The organism is Rhodococcus sp. NPDC019647 (assembly GCF_044389235.1).
GTDB classification, from domain to species: Bacteria; Actinomycetota; Actinomycetes; order Mycobacteriales; family Mycobacteriaceae; genus Rhodococcus_F; species Rhodococcus_F oxybenzonivorans.
This window is the reverse complement of sequence record NZ_JBIRXS010000042.1, coordinates 1-17,238: the sequence shown is the minus strand read 5'-3', so window position 1 is coordinate 17,238 and position 17,238 is coordinate 1. Positions and strand designations below refer to the sequence as shown.

The window sequence follows — 17,238 nt, the reverse complement described above, 5'->3', positions numbered from 1 at the left end:
GCACCCCGCGAGCGTAGTCAGCTCACGGGGTGCCGTATGCGGTTCGGCTGAGATTCAGGCGAGGTCGAACCGGTCGAGATTCATCACCTTGTTCCACGCAGCGACGAAGTCCTGCACGAACTTCTGCTGCGCGTCGGCGGCGGCATAGACCTCGGCGAGAGCACGCAGCTGCGAGTTGGAACCGAAGACGAGGTCGACGGCGGTCGCGGTCCACTTGGTCTCACCGGTGACCCGGTCACTGCCCTCGTAGACGTTCTCGGCCGAGGCGGATCCCTTCCACTCCGTACCCATGTCGAGGAGGTTGACGAAGAAGTCGTTGGTCAACACCTCGGGCCGGTCGGTGAAGACGCCGTGCTCGGTTCGGCCGAAGTTCGCGTTCAGGGCCCGCAAGCCACCGACGAGAACCGTCATCTCCGGAGCGGTCAGATTCAACATGTAAGCCCGGTCGACCAGGAGGGCCTCTGCCGGCAACTTTTCGCCCGCTCGCAGGTAGTTGCGGAACCCATCTGCCCTCGGCTCGAGCACGGTGAACGTTTCCGCGTCGGTCTGTTCCTGCGACGCATCCGTGCGCCCGGGGGTGAACGGGACCGTGATGTCGTGGCCGGCGGCCTTGGCCGCTTTCTCCACAGCAGCGGTACCGGCCAGGACGATCAGGTCCGCGAGTGACACCTTCACCCCGCCGGACTGCGACGAGTTGAAGTCCTGCTGGATCTGCTCGAGGGTCTGCAGGATCGTGGACAGCTCGGTGGGGTTGTTCACCTCCCAGTTCTTCTGCGGCTCGAGCCGGATCCGCGCTCCGTTGGCGCCGCCCCGCATGTCGGTGCCGCGGAAGGTGGCTGCCGACGCCCAGGCGGTGGACACCAGCTGGGAAACGGACAGCCCCGAATCGAGGATCTTGCCCTTCAGCGAAGCGATCTCACTGTCACCGATGAGCGGGTGATCGACCGCGGGAACCGGGTCCTGCCACAGCTGCGCCTCCGGAACCCAGGGGCCGAGGTAGCGCGTGACAGGTCCCATGTCGCGGTGCAGCAACTTGTACCACGCCTTGGCGAACTCCTCGGCGAACTCCTCCGGGTGATCGAGCCAACGCCGAGTGATCTTTTCGTAGGTCGGGTCCATGCGCAACGAGAGGTCCGTGGTGAGCATCGTGGGGTTGCGTCCCGCCGACGAGTCGAACGGGTCGGGGATCGTGCCCGCACCCGCGCCGTCCTTGGCGGTCCACTGCCATGCACCGGCGGGGCTCTTGGTGAGCTCCCACTCGAAGCCGTACAGCGTCTCCAGGAAGCTGTTGTCCCACTTGGTCGGGGTGGGGGTCCACACGACTTCGAGGCCGCTGGTGATCGCGTCCTTGCCGACGCCGGTGCCGAATGCGCTCTTCCAGCCCAAGCCTTGCTGCTCGATCGGGGCGCCCTCCGGCTCCGGACCGACAAGGTCGGCGTCACCTGCGCCGTGTGTCTTACCGAAGGTGTGGCCGCCGGCGATCAGCGCGGCGGTCTCCACGTCGTTCATCGCCATGCGGGCGAACGTCTCCCGGATGTCGCGGGCCGCCGCCAGCGGATCCGGCTGCCCGTTCGGTCCCTCCGGGTTCACGTAGATCAGACCCATCTGCACGGCTCCGAGCGGACCGGACAGTTCGCGCTCACCGCTGTAGCGCTCGTCGCCGAGCCAGGTGTCTTCCGGACCCCAGAACACTTCCTCGGGTTCCCAGACGTCTTCGCGGCCGAAGCCGAACCCGAAAGTCTTGAACCCCATCGACTCGAGGGCACAGTTGCCGGCGAAGACGAGCAGATCCGCCCAGGAAATCTGCTTGCCGTACTTCTGCTTGACCGGCCACAGCAGCCGGCGCGCCTTGTCGAGGCTGGCGTTGTCGGGCCAGCTGTTGAGCGGGGCGAAGCGCTGGGCACCCTGCCCGCCACCGCCGCGACCGTCGGCGATGCGGTAGGTGCCGGCAGCGTGCCAGCTCATTCGGATGAAGAGCCCTCCGTAGTGGCCGTAGTCGGCAGGCCACCAGTCTTGCGAGGTCGTCATCAGATCGATGACGTCTCGCCTGAGCGCCTCGACGTCGAGCTTGGCGAACTCCTCGGCGTAGTCGAAGTCGGCGCCCATCGGGTTGGATTTCGACGAGTGTGCATGCAGCACTGACAGTTCCGGCTGGTTGGGCCACCAGTCGCGGTTCGTCCTCGGACGATGTTCTTTGACCGTGGGGGACGGGATTGCGGGGTTTTCACTTTCACTGGTGCTCTGAGTGTTGCCGTCATGAGCGACCGGGCAGCTATCGGACACAGCATTCCTTCCAGGAGCGAGTAGATCGGGCTGTTATCGCGGTTTTTTTCGCGAAGTTGGTGATGTCGAGCAGTCGGGGCACAGACCCCAATAGATGACCTCGGCCTCCTCGACGACGAAACCGCCGTCGTCGGACACAGTCAGGCAGGGCGCCTCGCCGACGGCGCCGTCGACGTCGGCGATAACCCCGCACGCCCGGCACACGACGTGGTGGTGATTGTCACCGACACGCAACTCGTAGCGTGCGACGGAGCCGGACGGCTCGATCCGCCGCACCAAGCCCACGTCGGTGAGCACATGCAGAACGTCGTACACAGTTTGCCGGGAAACTCCTGGTAGGTGCGTTCGCACGGCGTCGAAAATAGTTTCCGTGTCGGCGTGCGGATGCTCGCGGACGCCATCCAGCACCGCCAGGCGAGGGCGAGTCACGCGTAGCTGGGCTGCACGCAACTGCACTTCGTAATCCCGCGTCGAGGGCACCTCACTACTATGACGCACTTTTCTGGAATCAGTCACGATTTTGGATAACCAGATGCACTACTTCTCCGGAACAGCGACTTATTCGCCTCGATCTCGGCTGCCGCTCGTCAATGCGCTGCGTCGAACGCTTCCTGCACCTCTGCGGGAATGCGGCCTCGCGAGGAAATGTCGTACCCGTTCTCCGCCGCCCACTCGCGGACCGCACTCGCCTGGGCACGGCCGCGCGGCTTCGCGCTCGAGGTGGACCGGCCCTTCCGCTCATCGACCCGGGTGGCGTGCTCGATGTAGAAGTCCATGGTGCGCAGGAACTCTCTGGCGTTCTTCGTCTTCAGGTCGATCTCGTAGTCGACTCCGTTGACCGAGAATGTGATGTGCTCGCCCTTCCCGTCCTCGATGAGGCTCCCGTCGATGTCGTCGACCAATTCCACGACCACTTTCTGCGCCACCCTGAACTCCTTTTGATCTGGTTACAGCCCACAAGACACTACTGCCCACAAGCGGTTTTTCGGCCCGGCTTCGGCCCGGTTCGAGGAATCGCTCCCCCGCGCATCCCCCGGCTGACGGCGTGAAAGGCACAGGGCGGGCGTCGACGGGACCTCCAGGAGACTCACCCCCTGTGCCGGAGCGACGGAAAGATTAGAACCTGTGTCAACTCTATCGTCTCGCGCGCCGTTCGCTGTAGCATTCGGGAATGAGCCGAGTGGGTAGCTACAGCGACGATGACCTGGCCGGTTGGTTGTCGTCTTCGCCGGAGCTGGGTAAGGCACTGGGCGGCTTCACCGATGCCGTATATAACCGGAACCGGTTACCGTTGCGTGTACGGGAGATTGCACGGATGGCGATCGCCGTGGCGAACGAGTGCGCGGTGTGCCGCGGGGCCCGGGACGGCGGTGGGCCGGACGCCGGTATCGACGAGCACTTCTACGATCACGTCCTCGAGTGGGAGTCGTGGCCAGGATACGGCGAGCGGGAGCGGACGGCGGCCGAGTTCGCCTACCGATTCGCCACCGACCACACCGCGCTACGCGAAGACGAGGATTTCTGGCAGCGATGTCATGCACACTTCTCCGACGAACTTCTCACCGACCTCGCCTTGTCGTGCGCGCTGTGGTTGGGAACCGGCCGCATGCTGCGGGTGCTCGACATAGGTCAGAGCTGCCGGCTCACGCTTTGAGCTGTCAATTCCATTCGTGCTGCGGCAGAACGTCGTTCATTATCCGCTGCAATGCGGGATTGCGGTTGTCCGCGCGCCAGGCGGCGTTCATCTGCACGGGCCGATCCCGCACCGAGGTGACCGGCCGGAACACCACACCCTCGGGATGCATTGTCTGCGCAGATTCCGGCACCAGCGCCATTCCCAGCCCGGAACGCACGAGGACGAGCATCGTATGAACCTGCGTCACGTATTGCACGTACCGCGGCGACGCTCCGACGATGGTGAAGGTGCTGATCAGCAGTTCGTGAAAATACCGCGCATCGACGGGTGAATACATGACCACGGGTTGATCGTCGAAGTCCTCCACGGTCAGGTGGTCCTGCTCGGCCAGCGGGTGTCCCTGCGGGAGCGCGGCGACGAGGTTCTCGTGGTGAATGGGCCGGGTGTCTATTCCGGGCCGGGTGAGGATGGGCCGGATCAGGCCGAGGTCCAATTCACCGCTGGTGAGAGCATCGATCTGCACCGACGTCACCATTTCACGGAGATCGATCTTCACATCGGGAAGAGTGTCGCGGGCAGCCTCGAGCAGTCGCGGTAGTACTGCGTGGGCCGAGGCGCCGGTGAATCCGACGACCACAGTTCCCAGATCACCCGCGGGTACCCGCCGCACCGTCAGTACCGCGCTCTCCGACAGGGAGAGGATGCGGCGCGCGTCGGGCAGGAACGCCGTTCCCGCGGCGGTCAGCGTGACCGATCGACTGGTGCGGTCGATCAGCTGCACGCCCAGTTCACTTTCGAGCTGCTGAATCTGGCGGCTCAGCGGAGGCTGAGTCATGTGGAGTCGTTCCGCGGCCCGCCCGAAATGCAACTCCTCCGCGACGGCGATGAAGCACGACAGCCGCGCAAGGGAAAACATCGACCTACTCCTCTGCCGTCGAGCCGGGGCGCTCGTCCGAACAATGTAGCGGACCTGCGCACGTGCACCCCGGATCGACGACCACCCGGTTCACCAGCGTGGGCAGGTGTTCTCGAAAGTCGGATCGATCGACTGCATGTATCCCGTGTCGTCGCGGTCGCGCACTCCGCAGTCGAGGTACTGCTCGTGCAGTGCGCCGAGCGCGTCCTCGTTGATCTCGACGCCCAATCCCGGCGTCGTCGGCACCGCGACCGCGCCGTCGACGAACGTCAGGACACCGGGCTTGACGACGTCCTCCGTCTTCCACGGCCAATGCGTGTCGCAAGCGTACGTGAGGTTCGGCGTGGCCCCTGCGAGGTGCACCATCGCGGCCAGGCTGATGCCCAGGTGCGAGTTCGAGTGCATCGACAGTCCCAGGCCGAAGTTGTCGCAGATGCCGGCGAGCAACCGCGACCGCTGCAGGCCACCCCAGTAATGATGGTCCGACAGCACGACCTGAACGGAGTCTTTCAGCACGGCAGGTTTGAGCTGATCGAATGCGACGACGCACATGTTCGTGGCCAACGGCATCTTTGCCTCACGCGCGACCTCGGCCATGCCGTCGAGTCCGGGCGTCGGGTCCTCCAGGTATTCGACGATGCCGTCGAGTTCCGACGCGACCCTGATCGAGGTGTCGACGGTCCACGCCGCGTTGGGGTCGAGGCGCAGCGGCAGGTCGGGGAACGCGGCGCGCAACGCCTTGATGCCGGCGATCTCCTCCTCGGGTGAGAACACCCCACCCTTGACCTTGATCGCCTCGAAACCGTACTCGCCGATCATCTTCTGGGCCTGACGCACCAGTCCGTCCGCGTCCAGCGCCTCACCCCACTCATCCGGGTGGGCCCCGGGGTGCCCGGCCCACTTGTAGAAGAGGTAGGCACTGAAGGGCACCGTGTCGCGCACCTTGCCGCCGAGCAGATCGGACACCGGCCGGCCGAGCGCCTTGCCCTGCACGTCGAGGCACGCCACCTCGAAGGGGGAGAACACGCGATCGGTCGTACTGGCGGTGGTAATCATCCCGGCGACACCGTCACCGCCGGTAATCGACACCGTGGCAATCTTCGCGTCGATCACCGCCCGAATGGCGTTCAGCGAGAACACGTCAAGTCCGGTAATGGACTCCGCAGCCGCCTGGAGTCGAGCGAGGTGCGCGGTATCCGCGTAGGTCTCACCCAACCCGACGAGGCCGCTGTCCGTGTCGAGTTGGATAATCGCACGCAGTGCATACGGTTGATGCACGCCGACCGTGTTGAGCAGCGGCGGATCCACGAAGGCGACCGGTGTGATGCGGGCACCGGTGATGCGGATGGGCTCCGAGGACATCAGCGCACCGCTTGAACCGCGAGAGCGTCCGCGAGCGCTGCCCGTCCGGCAGCGGTGATCTGGGCCAGTTCCCGCTTGTGAGCCTCGCTCGGCTGCACGAGCGGCGGGCGCACCGGCCCGGCCTCGAGGCCCTCCATCGTGACGCCGAACTTGACGAGGGACACCGCATAACCCGGCACCTGATCGCGCAGGCGGACCAGGGGATGGAAGAAGCTGCGGAGCAGCGCGTCGGTGAGGTCCTCGTTGCCCGATTCGAGTGCGTCGTAGAAACCGAGAGCCAGTTCTGGTGCAAACGCGAAGGTCGCCGACGAGTACAGCATGACACCGATGGCCCGGTACGCCTGCTGGGAGATCTCGGCCGTGGGCATGCCGTTGAAGAACAGGAACTGCTTACCCGACGGTGCGAGCGCATCCTTCACGGCGCGGACGATACGCGCGACCTTGTCCAGGTCACCGGTCCCGTCCTTCAGGCCGATGACGGTGGGGAACTGGGCCACCGCGACGGCGGACGCCTCGTCGAAGCGGGCGTTGCTGCGGTTGTAGACGATGAGGGGCAGGTCGGTGGTGTCGGCGACCGCGCGGGTGTACTCCACCAATCCGGCCTGCGGCATCGTCACGAGGTAGGGCGGGAGCAACAGGATGCCGTCGGCGCCGTTGGCCTTGGCGCTCGACGCAAACTCCTTCGCCTGCGCGATCGAGCCGCCCGCGCCGGCGAACACCGGGACCCGTCCCGCGACGGCGTCGACGGCCGTGGCCACGATCCTACCGAACTCCTCGAGTCCGAGGGCGTGGAATTCGCCGGTGCCGCAGGCGATGAAGACGCCACCCGGTCCGGCGTCCACGCCCTTGGTGACGTGCTCGGCGAGCCGGTCGTAGTCGACGTCACCGGATTCGGTGAACGGTGTCACGGGGAAGAACAGGACTCCGTCGAGCATGGGTTTCTCCTTCACGAGTGGATGTCAGTCTTGGGTGAGGCGGCCGTCGATACGACGCCACAACTGTTCGGGGTTGCCGTCGGCGACGGCGGTGGGCAGCAACGACGGCGGAACATCCTGGTAGGCAACGGGTCGCAGGAAGCGTTCGATCGCCAGCGATCCCACCGACGTAGTGCGCGAGTCGGATGTCGCGGGATAGGGACCGCCGTGCACCATCGCATGTCCGACCTCGACCCCGGTGGGCCAACCGTCGAACAGGATTCGGCCGGCCTTGAGTTCGAGAACGCTCAGCAGGCGTCCGGCCTCCCCGAGGTCTTCCTCGTCTGCGTGGACGGTCGCGGTCAGTTGACCTTCGAGCCTCGCCGCCACGGCGCGCACCTGTTCGGCATCGCGGCACTTGACGACCAGGCTGGAGGCGCCGAACACCTCCTGCTGCAACACGTCCGAGCCCAGGAACGTGTCGGCGTCGCTGCTGAAGAGTGCTGCCCGGCACGAATTGGGTGCGTCCGACTCGGCGCCGCGGGCCTCCACGGTGGCAGCACCCTCGAGGGCGGCAACCCCGTCGGCGTAGGAGCCGGCGATGACCGGGGTGAGCATCGGCGTCGGTACAGTCTCGGCGACGGCAGCATTCGCGGCCGAGACGAACGCGGCCAGGCCGGGACCGTCGACGGCGATGACGAGTCCGGGGTTGGTGCAGAACTGACCGGAGCCGAGCGTCAGGGACGCGACGAATGCGCGACCGAGATCGGCGCCGCGGCTGGCGAGTGCGCTCTCGAGGAGGAACACCGGGTTGATCGAGCTCATCTCCGCGTACACAGGGATCGGTTCCGGTCGCCCGGCGGCCGCCGCCACCAGAGCGGTTCCACCGGAACGAGATCCGGTGAATCCGACCGCCTTGATCCGGGAGTCCTTCACCAGTGCCGTGCCGAGCCCGGGACCGGGTCCGTAGAGCAGCGAGAAGGTTCCCGCCGGCATACCGGTGCTCGCGACGGCGTCCGCGATGGCCCATCCGACCAGTTCGGAGGTACCCGGGTGTGCGTCGTGGGCTTTGACGACGACGGGGCAGCCCGCCGCCAGCGCGGACGCGGTGTCGCCACCGGCGACGGAGAACGCCAGGGGAAAGTTGCTCGCGCCGAACACCGCAACCGGTCCGAGCGGGATCTTGCGCTGGCGGATATCGGCCCGGGGCAGCGGGATCCGGTCGGGCTGGGCGGGGTCGATGCGGGCACCGTTCCAGCCACCGTCACGGAGGACGCCGGCGAACAACCGCAGCTGTCCGGACGTGCGGCCCACTTCACCGGTGATGCGACCCTGCGGAAGTCCGGATTCCGCACACGCCCGGGTGACGAGCGTGTCGCCGAGGGCCTCGATGTTGTCGGCAATCGCTTCGAGGAATTGGGCGCGGTCCTCGCTGCTCGTTGCGCGGTACGGCGCGAACGCCTCGTCGGCCGCTGCGCAGGCGGTCTCGACGTCCCGCTCGGTCCCGTGCGCGAAACCCGGTTCCAGCCGCTCGCCGGTGGCGGGGTTGACGCCGTGAATCGTTGGGCCCGTACCCTGCACGGGCTTGCCTGCGATGATCATCTGTCCGGTCACGTCGGTCCGGTTCACCGTTGCTGTCATGATGTGGGTCCTCTAGTTCTCTGCGTTTCGTATGTGCCGGTGAGGGGTCATTTGGCTGCCACGGTTGGCTCGTCGGAGTCCACCTCCGCCAGGTTCGCGACGTCGTCGATGTCTTCCTTGTCGCGCCGGAAGTACGTCACCGCTGCGGCGGCGGCGAGGGCGAAGAGCGACAGCACGACGAGGCCCATCGTCACCGTGCCGGTCTGTTCCTTGATCACCCCGAAGCCGAACGGGGCGACGAAGCCACCCAGGTTGCCGAGCGAGTTGATGATCGCGATCGCCGGTGCCAGCACCATCGGGTGCAGCGTGCGCTGTGGAATCGACCAGAACAGCGGGCTCGCGCTCTTGAAACCCATCGTCGCGACGCATAGCAGCGGAAGCGCCAGCCACGGGGTGACGAACGCGGCGGCCATCGTGCCGACACCGCCGATGAGCAGCGCGGCGACGAGGTAGGGCTTGTGCCTTCCGGTGCGGTCGGCCGAGCGGTTGGAGAAGTACATCGCGAAGATCGCGCAGATCCACGGAAGCGACGACAGCAGCCCGACGGTGACGTCGTTGGTGCCTGGGATACGGCGGATGATCGACGGAAGCCAGAACGTGTTGGCGTAGATCGCCATGGTGATCGCGAAGAAGATGCCGCAGCACACCAGGATCCGCGGCTGCAGAAGCAGCTTCCAGCGGGAACCCGACTCGCCACGTTTCACCGACGCCTCACTGCGCAGCACGTCCTCCTCGGCGATGACGGCCTGCAGATCGTGCTTCTCCACGCCGGTGAGCCACTTCGCGTCGTCGATCTTCGAGTCGAGCAGCCGGTAGGCGATGCACCCGACGACCACCGACAGCAGTCCCTCCAGCGCGAACATCCACTGCCAGCCGTGATGCCCACCGAGCCCGTCGAGGGACAGCAGCGGTCCGGACAGCGGTCCCGAGATCGCGGCAGCGATGGAGGACCCCGCAATGAACAGTGCGGTGGCGCGGCTGCGGTGGTTGTTCGGCAGCCAACGGGTGAAGTAGAAGATGATCGCCGGGAAGAAGCCGGCCTCGGCGACACCGAGGAGGAACCGCAGGACGTAGAACATCTCCGGGCCGTTGACGAACGCCATGGCCGCCGACACCAGGCCCCACGAGATCATGATGCGGGTGAGCCACACCTTGGCGCCGAACTTCTCCATGAGCACGTTCGACGGAAGTTCGAAGATCGCATAGGCAATGAAGAAGACACCCGCACCGAAACCGTAGGCGGCAGCCCCGATGCCGACATCGGCCTCGAGGTGGGTCTGCGCATAACCGATGTTCGACCGATTGAGCTGATTGCAGATCAGCATGACGATGAACAACGGCACGACGCGGCGGAAGATCTTCGATACCGCACTGTCGACCGCCGGTGAGACGGCGAGGGGGAGGGTCATCGGTGACTCCTCTCGGTTTCTGGTGTAACGACGGGGCTACCCGGTGCACGCTGGTTCACCGGCGTGACCTGAGTCATAAAGCCACGCTAGAGCCGCGTTCGATACATGTCCAAGTCAAAAAAAGTCGTGATCAATGCTCATATTGAACTGATGGCCGGCGACGCTCCCTTGGTAGTGTCGCCTGCGTGGCAGACTCCGCCGAGCGGACAGACTCAGGCGCCGACTTCGAATTTCTCCGTACGACCCGGGACCATTTCCCGCAGCTGCAGAAGTGGCTACGCGAACCCCACGTCGCGCGGTTCTGGAACCACGAGACATCGGACGCCGATATCGAGCGGGACTTCGGTGGAAGTATCGACGGCACCGAACCATGTGAGGACTTTCTGGTTGTGCGCGGTGGCCGCCCTCTCGGGTTCATCCAGCGGTATCGCCTCGCCGACTACCCCGAAGACATCGCACTGCTCACTGCACTCGTCGAGGTACCGGACGGGAGCTTGTCGATCGACTACTTCATCGGCGACCCGGAACACATCGGCCGCGGCGTAGGCACTGCCATGATCAGGGCTTTCGTGGACAAGTGCCGCGCGGACTCACCCGACGCGACAGCAATCATCGTTCCCGTCGTCGTACCGAATCGTGCGTCCTGGCGGGCACTGGAGAAGTCCGGTTTCCGCCGCGTCGGTGCGGGCTACCTCCCGCCCGACAACCCCATCGACGACGGGGCCCACTACATCAGCAGGCTGGATCTGCGCTCGGCATGAGAAATGCGGCGACCGCGGAATGTCTTGCGGTAGGCCGACGGCGGGACGCCGAGCACGGCACCCATGTGCTGGCGCAAGGACGCCGTCGTCCCGAAACCGACCTCGCGGGCGATGACGTCGACGGACAGGTCGGTGGTCTCGAGGAGTTGCCGGGCGCGGTCGACCCGGTGGGTGATCAACCAGCGGTTCGGGGTGGTGCCGACCTCTTCACCGAACCGCCGGGTGAAGGTGCGGACGCTCATGTTCGAGTGTGCAGCCATCCGGGTGAGCGTCAACGATTCCCCGAGCCGCTCCAAAGCCCAGTTCCGGGTGGCCGCGGTGGACTCCGCACCGGCTGCCGGAATCGGCCTCTCGATGTACTGCGCCTGCCCGCCGTCGCGCCACGGCGGGACGACGCATCGGCGCGCCACCTGGTTGGCCAGGTCGGAGCCGTGGTCTCGGCGCAGGATGTGGAGGCAGAGGTCGAGTCCGGCGGCGACGCCTGCCGAGGTGAGGATCTGTCCCTCGTCGACGAACAGGACGTCGGGATCGAGCCGGACCTGCGGGTACGTCCGCTGGAAGTGCTCGGTGTTGCGCCAGTGGGTGGTGGCGCGCAGACCGTCGAGGAGACCCGCCGCGGCGAGAATGTAGGAGCCGGTGCAGATGGAGACGTATCGCGTGCCGGGCCGGACGAACGCGAGTGCCGCCTCGATATTCGGCGGCAGAAGGCCTTCGTCGTAGGCGGGGCCGAGTTCGTACGACGCGGGAATCACGACCGTGTCGGCCTCAGCGAGCAGCTCAGGCCCGTGATCGACGGATATCGAGAAGTCGGCATCCGACCGCACCGGCCTGCCGTCGGCCGTGCACGTCTGTACCTCGTACAGCGAATTGCCATCCGCGTCGTGCGCCCGGCCGAAGACGCGCGAGGGGATGCCGAGTTCGAACGGGATCACACCGTCCAAGGCGAGCACTACCACCCGATGACGTTCGACCATGGCCAGATTCTTTCACATGTTGGCATTCCGGCAACTTTTCCGGCGGGACGCCGTCCCGCAGACTTACCGTCGTGACGTCCGACATCGCGCCACCGGCACCCCCGGCCCGGATAGCCCCGCCCCGCCTGCACTACGCCTGGTTGGTGGCGATGGTCGCCTTCCTCGCTCTGGTGGGGGCGGCAAGTTTCCGGGCTGCGCCGTCCATCCTCATCGACCCGTTGCACGAGGACTTCGGCTGGTCGCGGGCAAGCATCTCTTCGGCGGTGTCGATCAACCTGGTGCTGTACGGGTTGACGTCGCCGTTTGCCGCAGCTCTGATGGAGCGGTTCGGCATGCGCCGGGTTGTGACGGCGGCGCTCGTCCTCGTGTCTGCCGGCAGTGGGCTGACCATCTTCATGACCGCCACCTGGCAGCTGGTGCTGCTGTGGGGTGTATTCGTCGGTTTAGGCACCGGTTCGATGGCGCTCGCGTTCGTCGCCACCGTGGTCGATCGCTGGTTCGTGGCGCGGCGCGGTCTGGTCACGGGCATTCTGACGGCTGGCAGCGCCGCAGGACAGCTGGTGTTCCTGCCGATCCTCGCCGTGCTCGCCGAGCGATACAACTGGCAGACGGTGGCACTGACGGTGTCGTTCGCGGCCCTCGCCGTCGTCCCGCTGGTGCTGATGTTTCTCCGCAACCGGCCATCGGATGTCGGTACGGTGCCGTACGGAGCAGGGCCCGACTACCTCGCGGAACCACCCGCACCGACCGGACGCGGCGGTGCTGCGGGCCGGGCCGTCACCGTGTTGTTCTCCGCGGCCCGCACTCGGGTCTTCTGGCTGTTGGCGGGCACCTTCGCGATCTGTGGTGCAAGCGCCAACGGCCTGGTGGGCACCCATTTCGTGCCCGCCGCACACGATCACGGCATGCCGACCACCGCGGCGGCGAGCCTGCTCGCCGTCATCGGAATCTTCGATGTCGTCGGGACCATCGCGTCGGGGTGGTTCACCGACCGGTTCGATTCGCGCAAGCTGCTCGGTATTTATTACCTGTTGCGCGGTCTCTCCCTGATGCTGTTGCCGATCCTCTTCGCGAGCACCGTTCACCCCCCGATGATCGCGTTCGTCATCTTCTACGGCCTCGACTGGGTGGCCACGGTGCCCCCGACAGTTGCCCTCTGCCGCAAGCACTTCGGCGCCGATGCGCCGATCGTATTCGGCTGGGTGCTGGCCTCGCACCAGATCGGGGCCGGCATCGTCGCGTTTCTGGCAGGTTTGGTGCGCGACGAGTTCGGTCGATACGACGCCGCGTTCTACGTGGCCGGGGGTCTGTGTGCGATCGCCGCTGTCATGTCGCTGGCCATCGTTGCGAAGACGCCGCGCGCCATCGCCTGAGGTCACGGTTACGCGGCCTGGGCGAATCCGCCTCCTCGACGCCGCCTCGCTTCCTAAGATCCATGTATGGCAGCTCAACGCGCATCGGACGAGGTCGTCGACCAGTCCAAGATCGAGAATCGGGCCCCGTCGGTGGCCGCAATGTTCATCAATCGGGTAGCCACATCGCCGAGTCACGAGGCGTTCCGCTACATCCGACCCGGGAACGGCGACGAGTGGGTGAGCGTCACCTGGTCCGAGGCCGGTGATCGTGTGCGCAACCTCGCCGCCGGCCTGATCTCGCTCGGCGTGCAGGCCGAGCAGCGCGTGGCGCTGGCTTCCGCCACCCGCTACGAATGGGTGCTGGCCGACCTCGCGGTGATGTGCGCCGGCGCCGCCACCACCACCGTGTATCCCACGACGACCGCTCCCGATGTGGCCTACATCGTCGCCAACTCGGGGAGCCGTGTCGTCATCGCCGAGGACGACACGCAACTGGCGAAGCTGCGGGACAATCGCACTGAGCTCACGGATGTCGAGCAGGTCGTTTTGATCGACGGCACACCCGGCGAAGGCGACGACTGGGTGATCACGTTCGAGCAGTTACACGACCTCGGCGCCGAATTGCTGGCCGAGAAGCCGGATGCGGTGAACGAGCGGATCGACGCGATCAAGCCGGACGATCTGGCCACCCTCATCTACACGTCCGGGACCACCGGAAAGCCGAAAGGCGTGCGTCTTCCGCATTCGGCGTGGACGTATGTGGCGGCCGCGATCGACTCCACCGGCCTGCTCGATCCCGACGACCTGCAGTATCTGTGGCTACCACTGTCGCACGTCTTCGGAAAGGTGCTGCTCGTCCTGCCACTGCAGATCGGCTTCGCCACCGCGGTCGACGGACGGGTCGACAAAATCGTCGAGAATCTTGCGGTAGTGCGCCCGACCTTCATGGGCGCCGCCCCCCGGATCTTCGAAAAGGCCTATGCCCGCATCGTCTCCACCGTCCACGAAGAGGGCGGTGTGAAAGCGAAAATCTTCGACTGGGCCATCGGGGTCGGACTCGCGGTGTCCAGGGCCAAACAGGCAGGAAAGAGCCCATCCCTTCTCGAGTCGGTGCAGCATGCACTCGCAGATCGGTTGGTGTACAGCACGATTCGCGAACGGTTCGGTGGGCGCCTGAAATTCTTCATCTCCGGATCCGCTGCGCTCAATCGTGATGTCGCCCAATGGTTCGACGCCGTCGGCATCAAGGTTCTCGAGGGTTACGGACTGAGCGAGACCAGCGCGGCATCCTTCGTCAACCGGCCGTCGGCCTACCGCTTCGGAACGGTCGGCTGGGCTATCCCCGGAACCGAGACGAAGATCGGCGAAGACGGTGAAATTCTGATCAAGGGCCCCGGCGTGATGAGCGGTTATCACGAGAACCCGGAGGCAACTGCGGAGGCGTTGACCGAGGACGGCTGGTTCCACACCGGTGACATCGGCGAGATCGACGAAGACGGCTACCTGCGGATCACGGACCGCAAGAAGGACATGTTCAAGACGTCCAACGGCAAGTACGTGGCACCGTCCGCGGTGGCCTCCACCTTCAAGGGCATCTGCCCCTACGTCGGCGAGCTGATCGTCGACGGCGAGGGCAAGTCGTACTGTGTCGCGCTCATCTCCCTCGACGCCGAGGCCATCGGCGAATGGGCGAAACATCACGGTATGGGCGACAAGTCGTTCTCCGAGATCGCGCAGGCCCAGGAGACACGCAACCTGATCGGCGGCTATGTCGAAGAGCTCAACGCCGGACTCAACCGGTGGGAGCAGATCAAGAAGTTCCAGATCCTCGATCGAGAACTGACCGTCGAGAACGGCGAAATCACGCCGAGCATGAAACTCAAGCGCAAGGTTGTGATGAACAACTTCTCCGACGAACTCCAGGATCTCTACAGCTGACTTGACCCTCACGCGGCGTCAGGCCCCACGGTAGAGACGTGAGCGAGAAACACACGGTAGGCGTCGTCGCCAAGCTGGTCGGAGTGAGTGTGCGCACGCTGCATCACTACGACGAGATCGGCTTGGTGACGCCGTCGGACCGCACACCCAGCGGGTACCGCAGCTACTCGGATGCAGACGTCGAACGTCTTCACCGCGTCCTGACGTACCGGGCGCTGGGTTTCCCTCTCGAGGAGATCGCAGCCCTTCTCGACGACCCGGCCGTGAATGCCCTCGCGCATCTGCGGCGACAGCACGAACTGCTGAGCGAACGGATCGATCGCTTACACGAGATGGCTGCCGCCGTGGAGAAGATGATGGAGGCGAAAAGCATGGGCATTCAGCTCACCCCCGAAGAGCAGAACGAAATCTTCGGTGCCGACTGGCCGGGTGAAGAGTACGCCGCAGAGGCCGAGGAACGATGGGGCGACACCGACGCGTGGAAGCAATCACAGCAGCGCACGGCCAAGTTCGACAAGAAGGACTGGCAGCGTATCAAGGCCGAGGGCGACGCTCTCGAGGCGAAGCTCGCCGAAGCGATGGCGGCGGGCGTCGAACCCGGCTCGCATCGTGCGAACGCCCTGGCGGAGGAACACCGCGCCGGAATCGCGAAGTTCTACGACTGTGACCACCCGATGCAGGTGAACCTCGCCGAGATGTACGTCGCGGACGATCGTTTTCGCCAGCATTACGACGACATAGCGCCCGGGTTGGCGCAGTTCGTTCGCGACATCATCGTCGCGAACGCCGAGCAGCAGTGAGGGACGGGGTGCGTTTCACGCACCCTAGGGCATCTAGTTCCGAATGCGATTGGAGGCCAATCTAAATGGGCTCCACAACCCGACCCCGGAGGTATCGCATGTCCCACTCGAAGATCCGTACCGCAGTCGCCGTCGCCGCGGCGGCACTCGCTGTCACAGCTGCGGCGGCAGGACCTGCCTTCGCGGCCGGACCCGTGTCCCAGGCAAGCCCCGCCCACACCTTGCCGATTGCCCCGCAACCACAGCCGCAGCCGAAGCCGGACTGTCCGCCGGTAGTCAGGGCTGCCGTGCCGCTCGCCAGCTCCGCACCGAACACCGGCACCGGTCCCACGATGCCGAAGCCCTGCCCCGGTCGTCCCGGAGGCGGAACAGGTGGCGGAACGGGAACCGGCGGTGGGACTGGCGGCGGGACAGGCGGAGGTGGTGGGCCCAAGTAACCCGCGCCGCTGACGGACCGAACGGAGCGAACTCGACGGCACACTGCCGTCGAGTTCGTTTCCGCATGTCGGCACTATTCTGAAACCCATGGCCGATCCGCAGCGTCCCAGTCCCAGCCAGTACGTCGGGTATCTGTTCGGTCGCACGCTTCCGGACTCCATGCAGGAATGGGTCCGCAACGACCTCGTGGGTCCCGGCGCCTCCGTGCGGTACGTCCTTCGGTTCATGCTTCCGGTCGTCGCGGTGCTGTTGCTGTTCCTTCTCATACCCGGCCCCATCTGGGTCCCCTTGGCCATGATGGCGCTGCTCCTGCTGCCGCTGTTGTACTTCGCGGTCGCGTTGATGAACATCTACCGTCGGCACCGTCTTCTCAGTCACGGACTCGACCCCGACCTCCTCACGGCGAAGGCTCAGCGCCGGGCCGACCGCACCCGAGAGGACTATGAAAAGCGCCATGGCCGTGGGGTGGAGTGACGCAGCACACGTGAGCGATCGATAAGTAGTGCGTTAAAGTGGCGACGTCCGAGTGGTAGCCCCACGAGCCGCGCACCCCTGAGGGTGACCGCAGGTTCCGACAGCCTCGACGGGAAGCAGTTCTAGATGACAGTCACAGATTCGGCGGTTACGCCCGATATTCACACGACCGCGGGAAAGCTCGCCGACCTGCGTAATCGTCAGGCCGAGGCGCAGCACCCCAGCGGTGAAGCAGCGGTCGAGAAGGTCCACGCCAAGGGCAAGCTCACCGCCCGCGAACGCATCACCGCCCTGCTCGACGACGGCAGCTTCGTCGAACTCGACGCCCTCGCCCGCC

At 65.5% G+C, this 17,238-nt stretch carries 17 protein-coding genes; 7 read left to right on the top strand and 10 right to left on the bottom strand.

Going from position 1 to position 17,238, the window contains the following annotated elements; all coding sequences use genetic code 11:
• Positions 1-54: 54 nt before the first annotated feature.
• From katG to ACH49N_RS36175, 3 genes are all read right to left on the bottom strand, one after another.
• Positions 55-2,283, bottom strand: a complete 2,229-nt coding sequence (katG, locus tag ACH49N_RS36185; protein ID WP_358277715.1) for a catalase/peroxidase HPI — start codon at positions 2,281-2,283, stop codon at positions 55-57.
• Positions 2,284-2,316: 33 nt separating this feature from the next.
• On the bottom strand, positions 2,317-2,763 hold the full coding sequence (locus tag ACH49N_RS36180; RefSeq protein WP_358277713.1) for a Fur family transcriptional regulator: 447 nt from the start codon (positions 2,761-2,763) through the stop codon (positions 2,317-2,319).
• A 107-nt stretch (positions 2,764-2,870) separates the two neighbouring features.
• Entirely contained in the window at positions 2,871-3,209 is a 339-nt protein-coding gene (locus ACH49N_RS36175) for an Lsr2 family protein (protein ID WP_358277711.1), read from the bottom strand.
• A 245-nt stretch (positions 3,210-3,454) separates the two neighbouring features.
• On the opposite strand from ACH49N_RS36175, the gene ACH49N_RS36170 reads away from it, so the two are divergent.
• Positions 3,455-3,937 carry a carboxymuconolactone decarboxylase family protein gene (locus tag ACH49N_RS36170; RefSeq protein WP_358277709.1) on the top strand — a complete coding sequence of 161 codons (483 nt, stop codon included), beginning with the start codon at positions 3,455-3,457 and terminating at the stop codon, positions 3,935-3,937.
• Positions 3,938-3,941: 4 nt separating this feature from the next.
• On the opposite strand, the gene ACH49N_RS36165 is transcribed toward ACH49N_RS36170, so the two are convergent.
• The 5 genes from ACH49N_RS36165 to ACH49N_RS36145 all read right to left on the bottom strand — a co-directional run bounded on the left by ACH49N_RS36165 (position 3,942) and on the right by ACH49N_RS36145 (position 10,161).
• Positions 3,942-4,835 (bottom strand): LysR substrate-binding domain-containing protein, encoded by an 894-nt coding sequence (locus ACH49N_RS36165; RefSeq protein WP_159918506.1) that lies wholly within the window; start codon positions 4,833-4,835, stop codon positions 3,942-3,944.
• Positions 4,836-4,925: 90 nt separating this feature from the next.
• Positions 4,926-6,197 (bottom strand): glucarate dehydratase family protein, encoded by a 1,272-nt coding sequence (locus ACH49N_RS36160; protein WP_358277707.1) that lies wholly within the window; start codon positions 6,195-6,197, stop codon positions 4,926-4,928.
• A complete protein-coding gene (locus ACH49N_RS36155) occupies positions 6,197-7,132 on the bottom strand; it encodes a 5-dehydro-4-deoxyglucarate dehydratase (protein WP_358277705.1) in 936 nt (311 codons plus the stop codon). The genes ACH49N_RS36160 and ACH49N_RS36155 overlap by 1 nt, the downstream gene beginning before the upstream one ends.
• Before the next feature lie 24 nt (positions 7,133-7,156).
• Positions 7,157-8,752 (bottom strand): aldehyde dehydrogenase (NADP(+)), encoded by a 1,596-nt coding sequence (locus ACH49N_RS36150; protein WP_358277703.1) that lies wholly within the window; start codon positions 8,750-8,752, stop codon positions 7,157-7,159.
• Positions 8,753-8,799: 47 nt separating this feature from the next.
• A complete protein-coding gene (locus ACH49N_RS36145) occupies positions 8,800-10,161 on the bottom strand; it encodes an MFS transporter (protein WP_358277701.1) in 1,362 nt (453 codons plus the stop codon).
• A 185-nt stretch (positions 10,162-10,346) separates the two neighbouring features.
• On the opposite strand from ACH49N_RS36145, the gene ACH49N_RS36140 reads away from it, so the two are divergent.
• A complete protein-coding gene (locus ACH49N_RS36140; RefSeq protein WP_358277699.1) occupies positions 10,347-10,922 on the top strand; it encodes a GNAT family N-acetyltransferase in 576 nt (191 codons plus the stop codon).
• Here the strand turns inward: ACH49N_RS36140 and ACH49N_RS36135 are convergent.
• The gene (locus tag ACH49N_RS36135) at positions 10,889-11,896 is read right to left on the bottom strand and encodes a helix-turn-helix domain-containing protein (protein WP_358277697.1); all 1,008 of its coding nucleotides are present in this window, start codon (positions 11,894-11,896) and stop codon (positions 10,889-10,891) included. The genes ACH49N_RS36140 and ACH49N_RS36135 overlap by 34 nt on opposite strands.
• Before the next feature lie 71 nt (positions 11,897-11,967).
• Here ACH49N_RS36135 and ACH49N_RS36130 point away from each other — a divergent pair, with 71 nt between their 5' ends.
• The 3 genes from ACH49N_RS36130 (at position 11,968) to ACH49N_RS36120 (ending at position 15,989) form a co-directional block, all read left to right on the top strand.
• Positions 11,968-13,269 carry an MFS transporter gene (locus ACH49N_RS36130; RefSeq protein WP_358277696.1) on the top strand — a complete coding sequence of 434 codons (1,302 nt, stop codon included), beginning with the start codon at positions 11,968-11,970 and terminating at the stop codon, positions 13,267-13,269.
• A gap of 66 nt (positions 13,270-13,335) precedes the next feature.
• On the top strand, positions 13,336-15,189 hold the full coding sequence (locus tag ACH49N_RS36125) for a long-chain fatty acid--CoA ligase (RefSeq protein ID WP_358277694.1): 1,854 nt from the start codon (positions 13,336-13,338) through the stop codon (positions 15,187-15,189).
• A 38-nt stretch (positions 15,190-15,227) separates the two neighbouring features.
• Positions 15,228-15,989 carry a MerR family transcriptional regulator gene (locus ACH49N_RS36120; RefSeq protein WP_358277692.1) on the top strand — a complete coding sequence of 254 codons (762 nt, stop codon included), beginning with the start codon at positions 15,228-15,230 and terminating at the stop codon, positions 15,987-15,989.
• 61 nt (positions 15,990-16,050) lie between these two features.
• Here the strand turns inward: ACH49N_RS36120 and ACH49N_RS36115 are convergent, their stop codons facing one another.
• On the bottom strand, positions 16,051-16,311 hold the full coding sequence (locus tag ACH49N_RS36115; protein ID WP_358277690.1) for a hypothetical protein: 261 nt from the start codon (positions 16,309-16,311) through the stop codon (positions 16,051-16,053).
• A gap of 203 nt (positions 16,312-16,514) precedes the next feature.
• Between ACH49N_RS36115 and ACH49N_RS36110 the strand changes: the two genes are divergently transcribed.
• Complete coding sequence (locus ACH49N_RS36110; protein WP_109325471.1) at positions 16,515-16,901, top strand: DUF5313 family protein; 387 nt, start codon at positions 16,515-16,517, stop codon at positions 16,899-16,901.
• A gap of 126 nt (positions 16,902-17,027) precedes the next feature.
• The coding region (locus tag ACH49N_RS36105) for a carboxyl transferase domain-containing protein (protein ID WP_358277688.1) at positions 17,028-17,238 on the top strand (211 nt) is incomplete at its 3' end.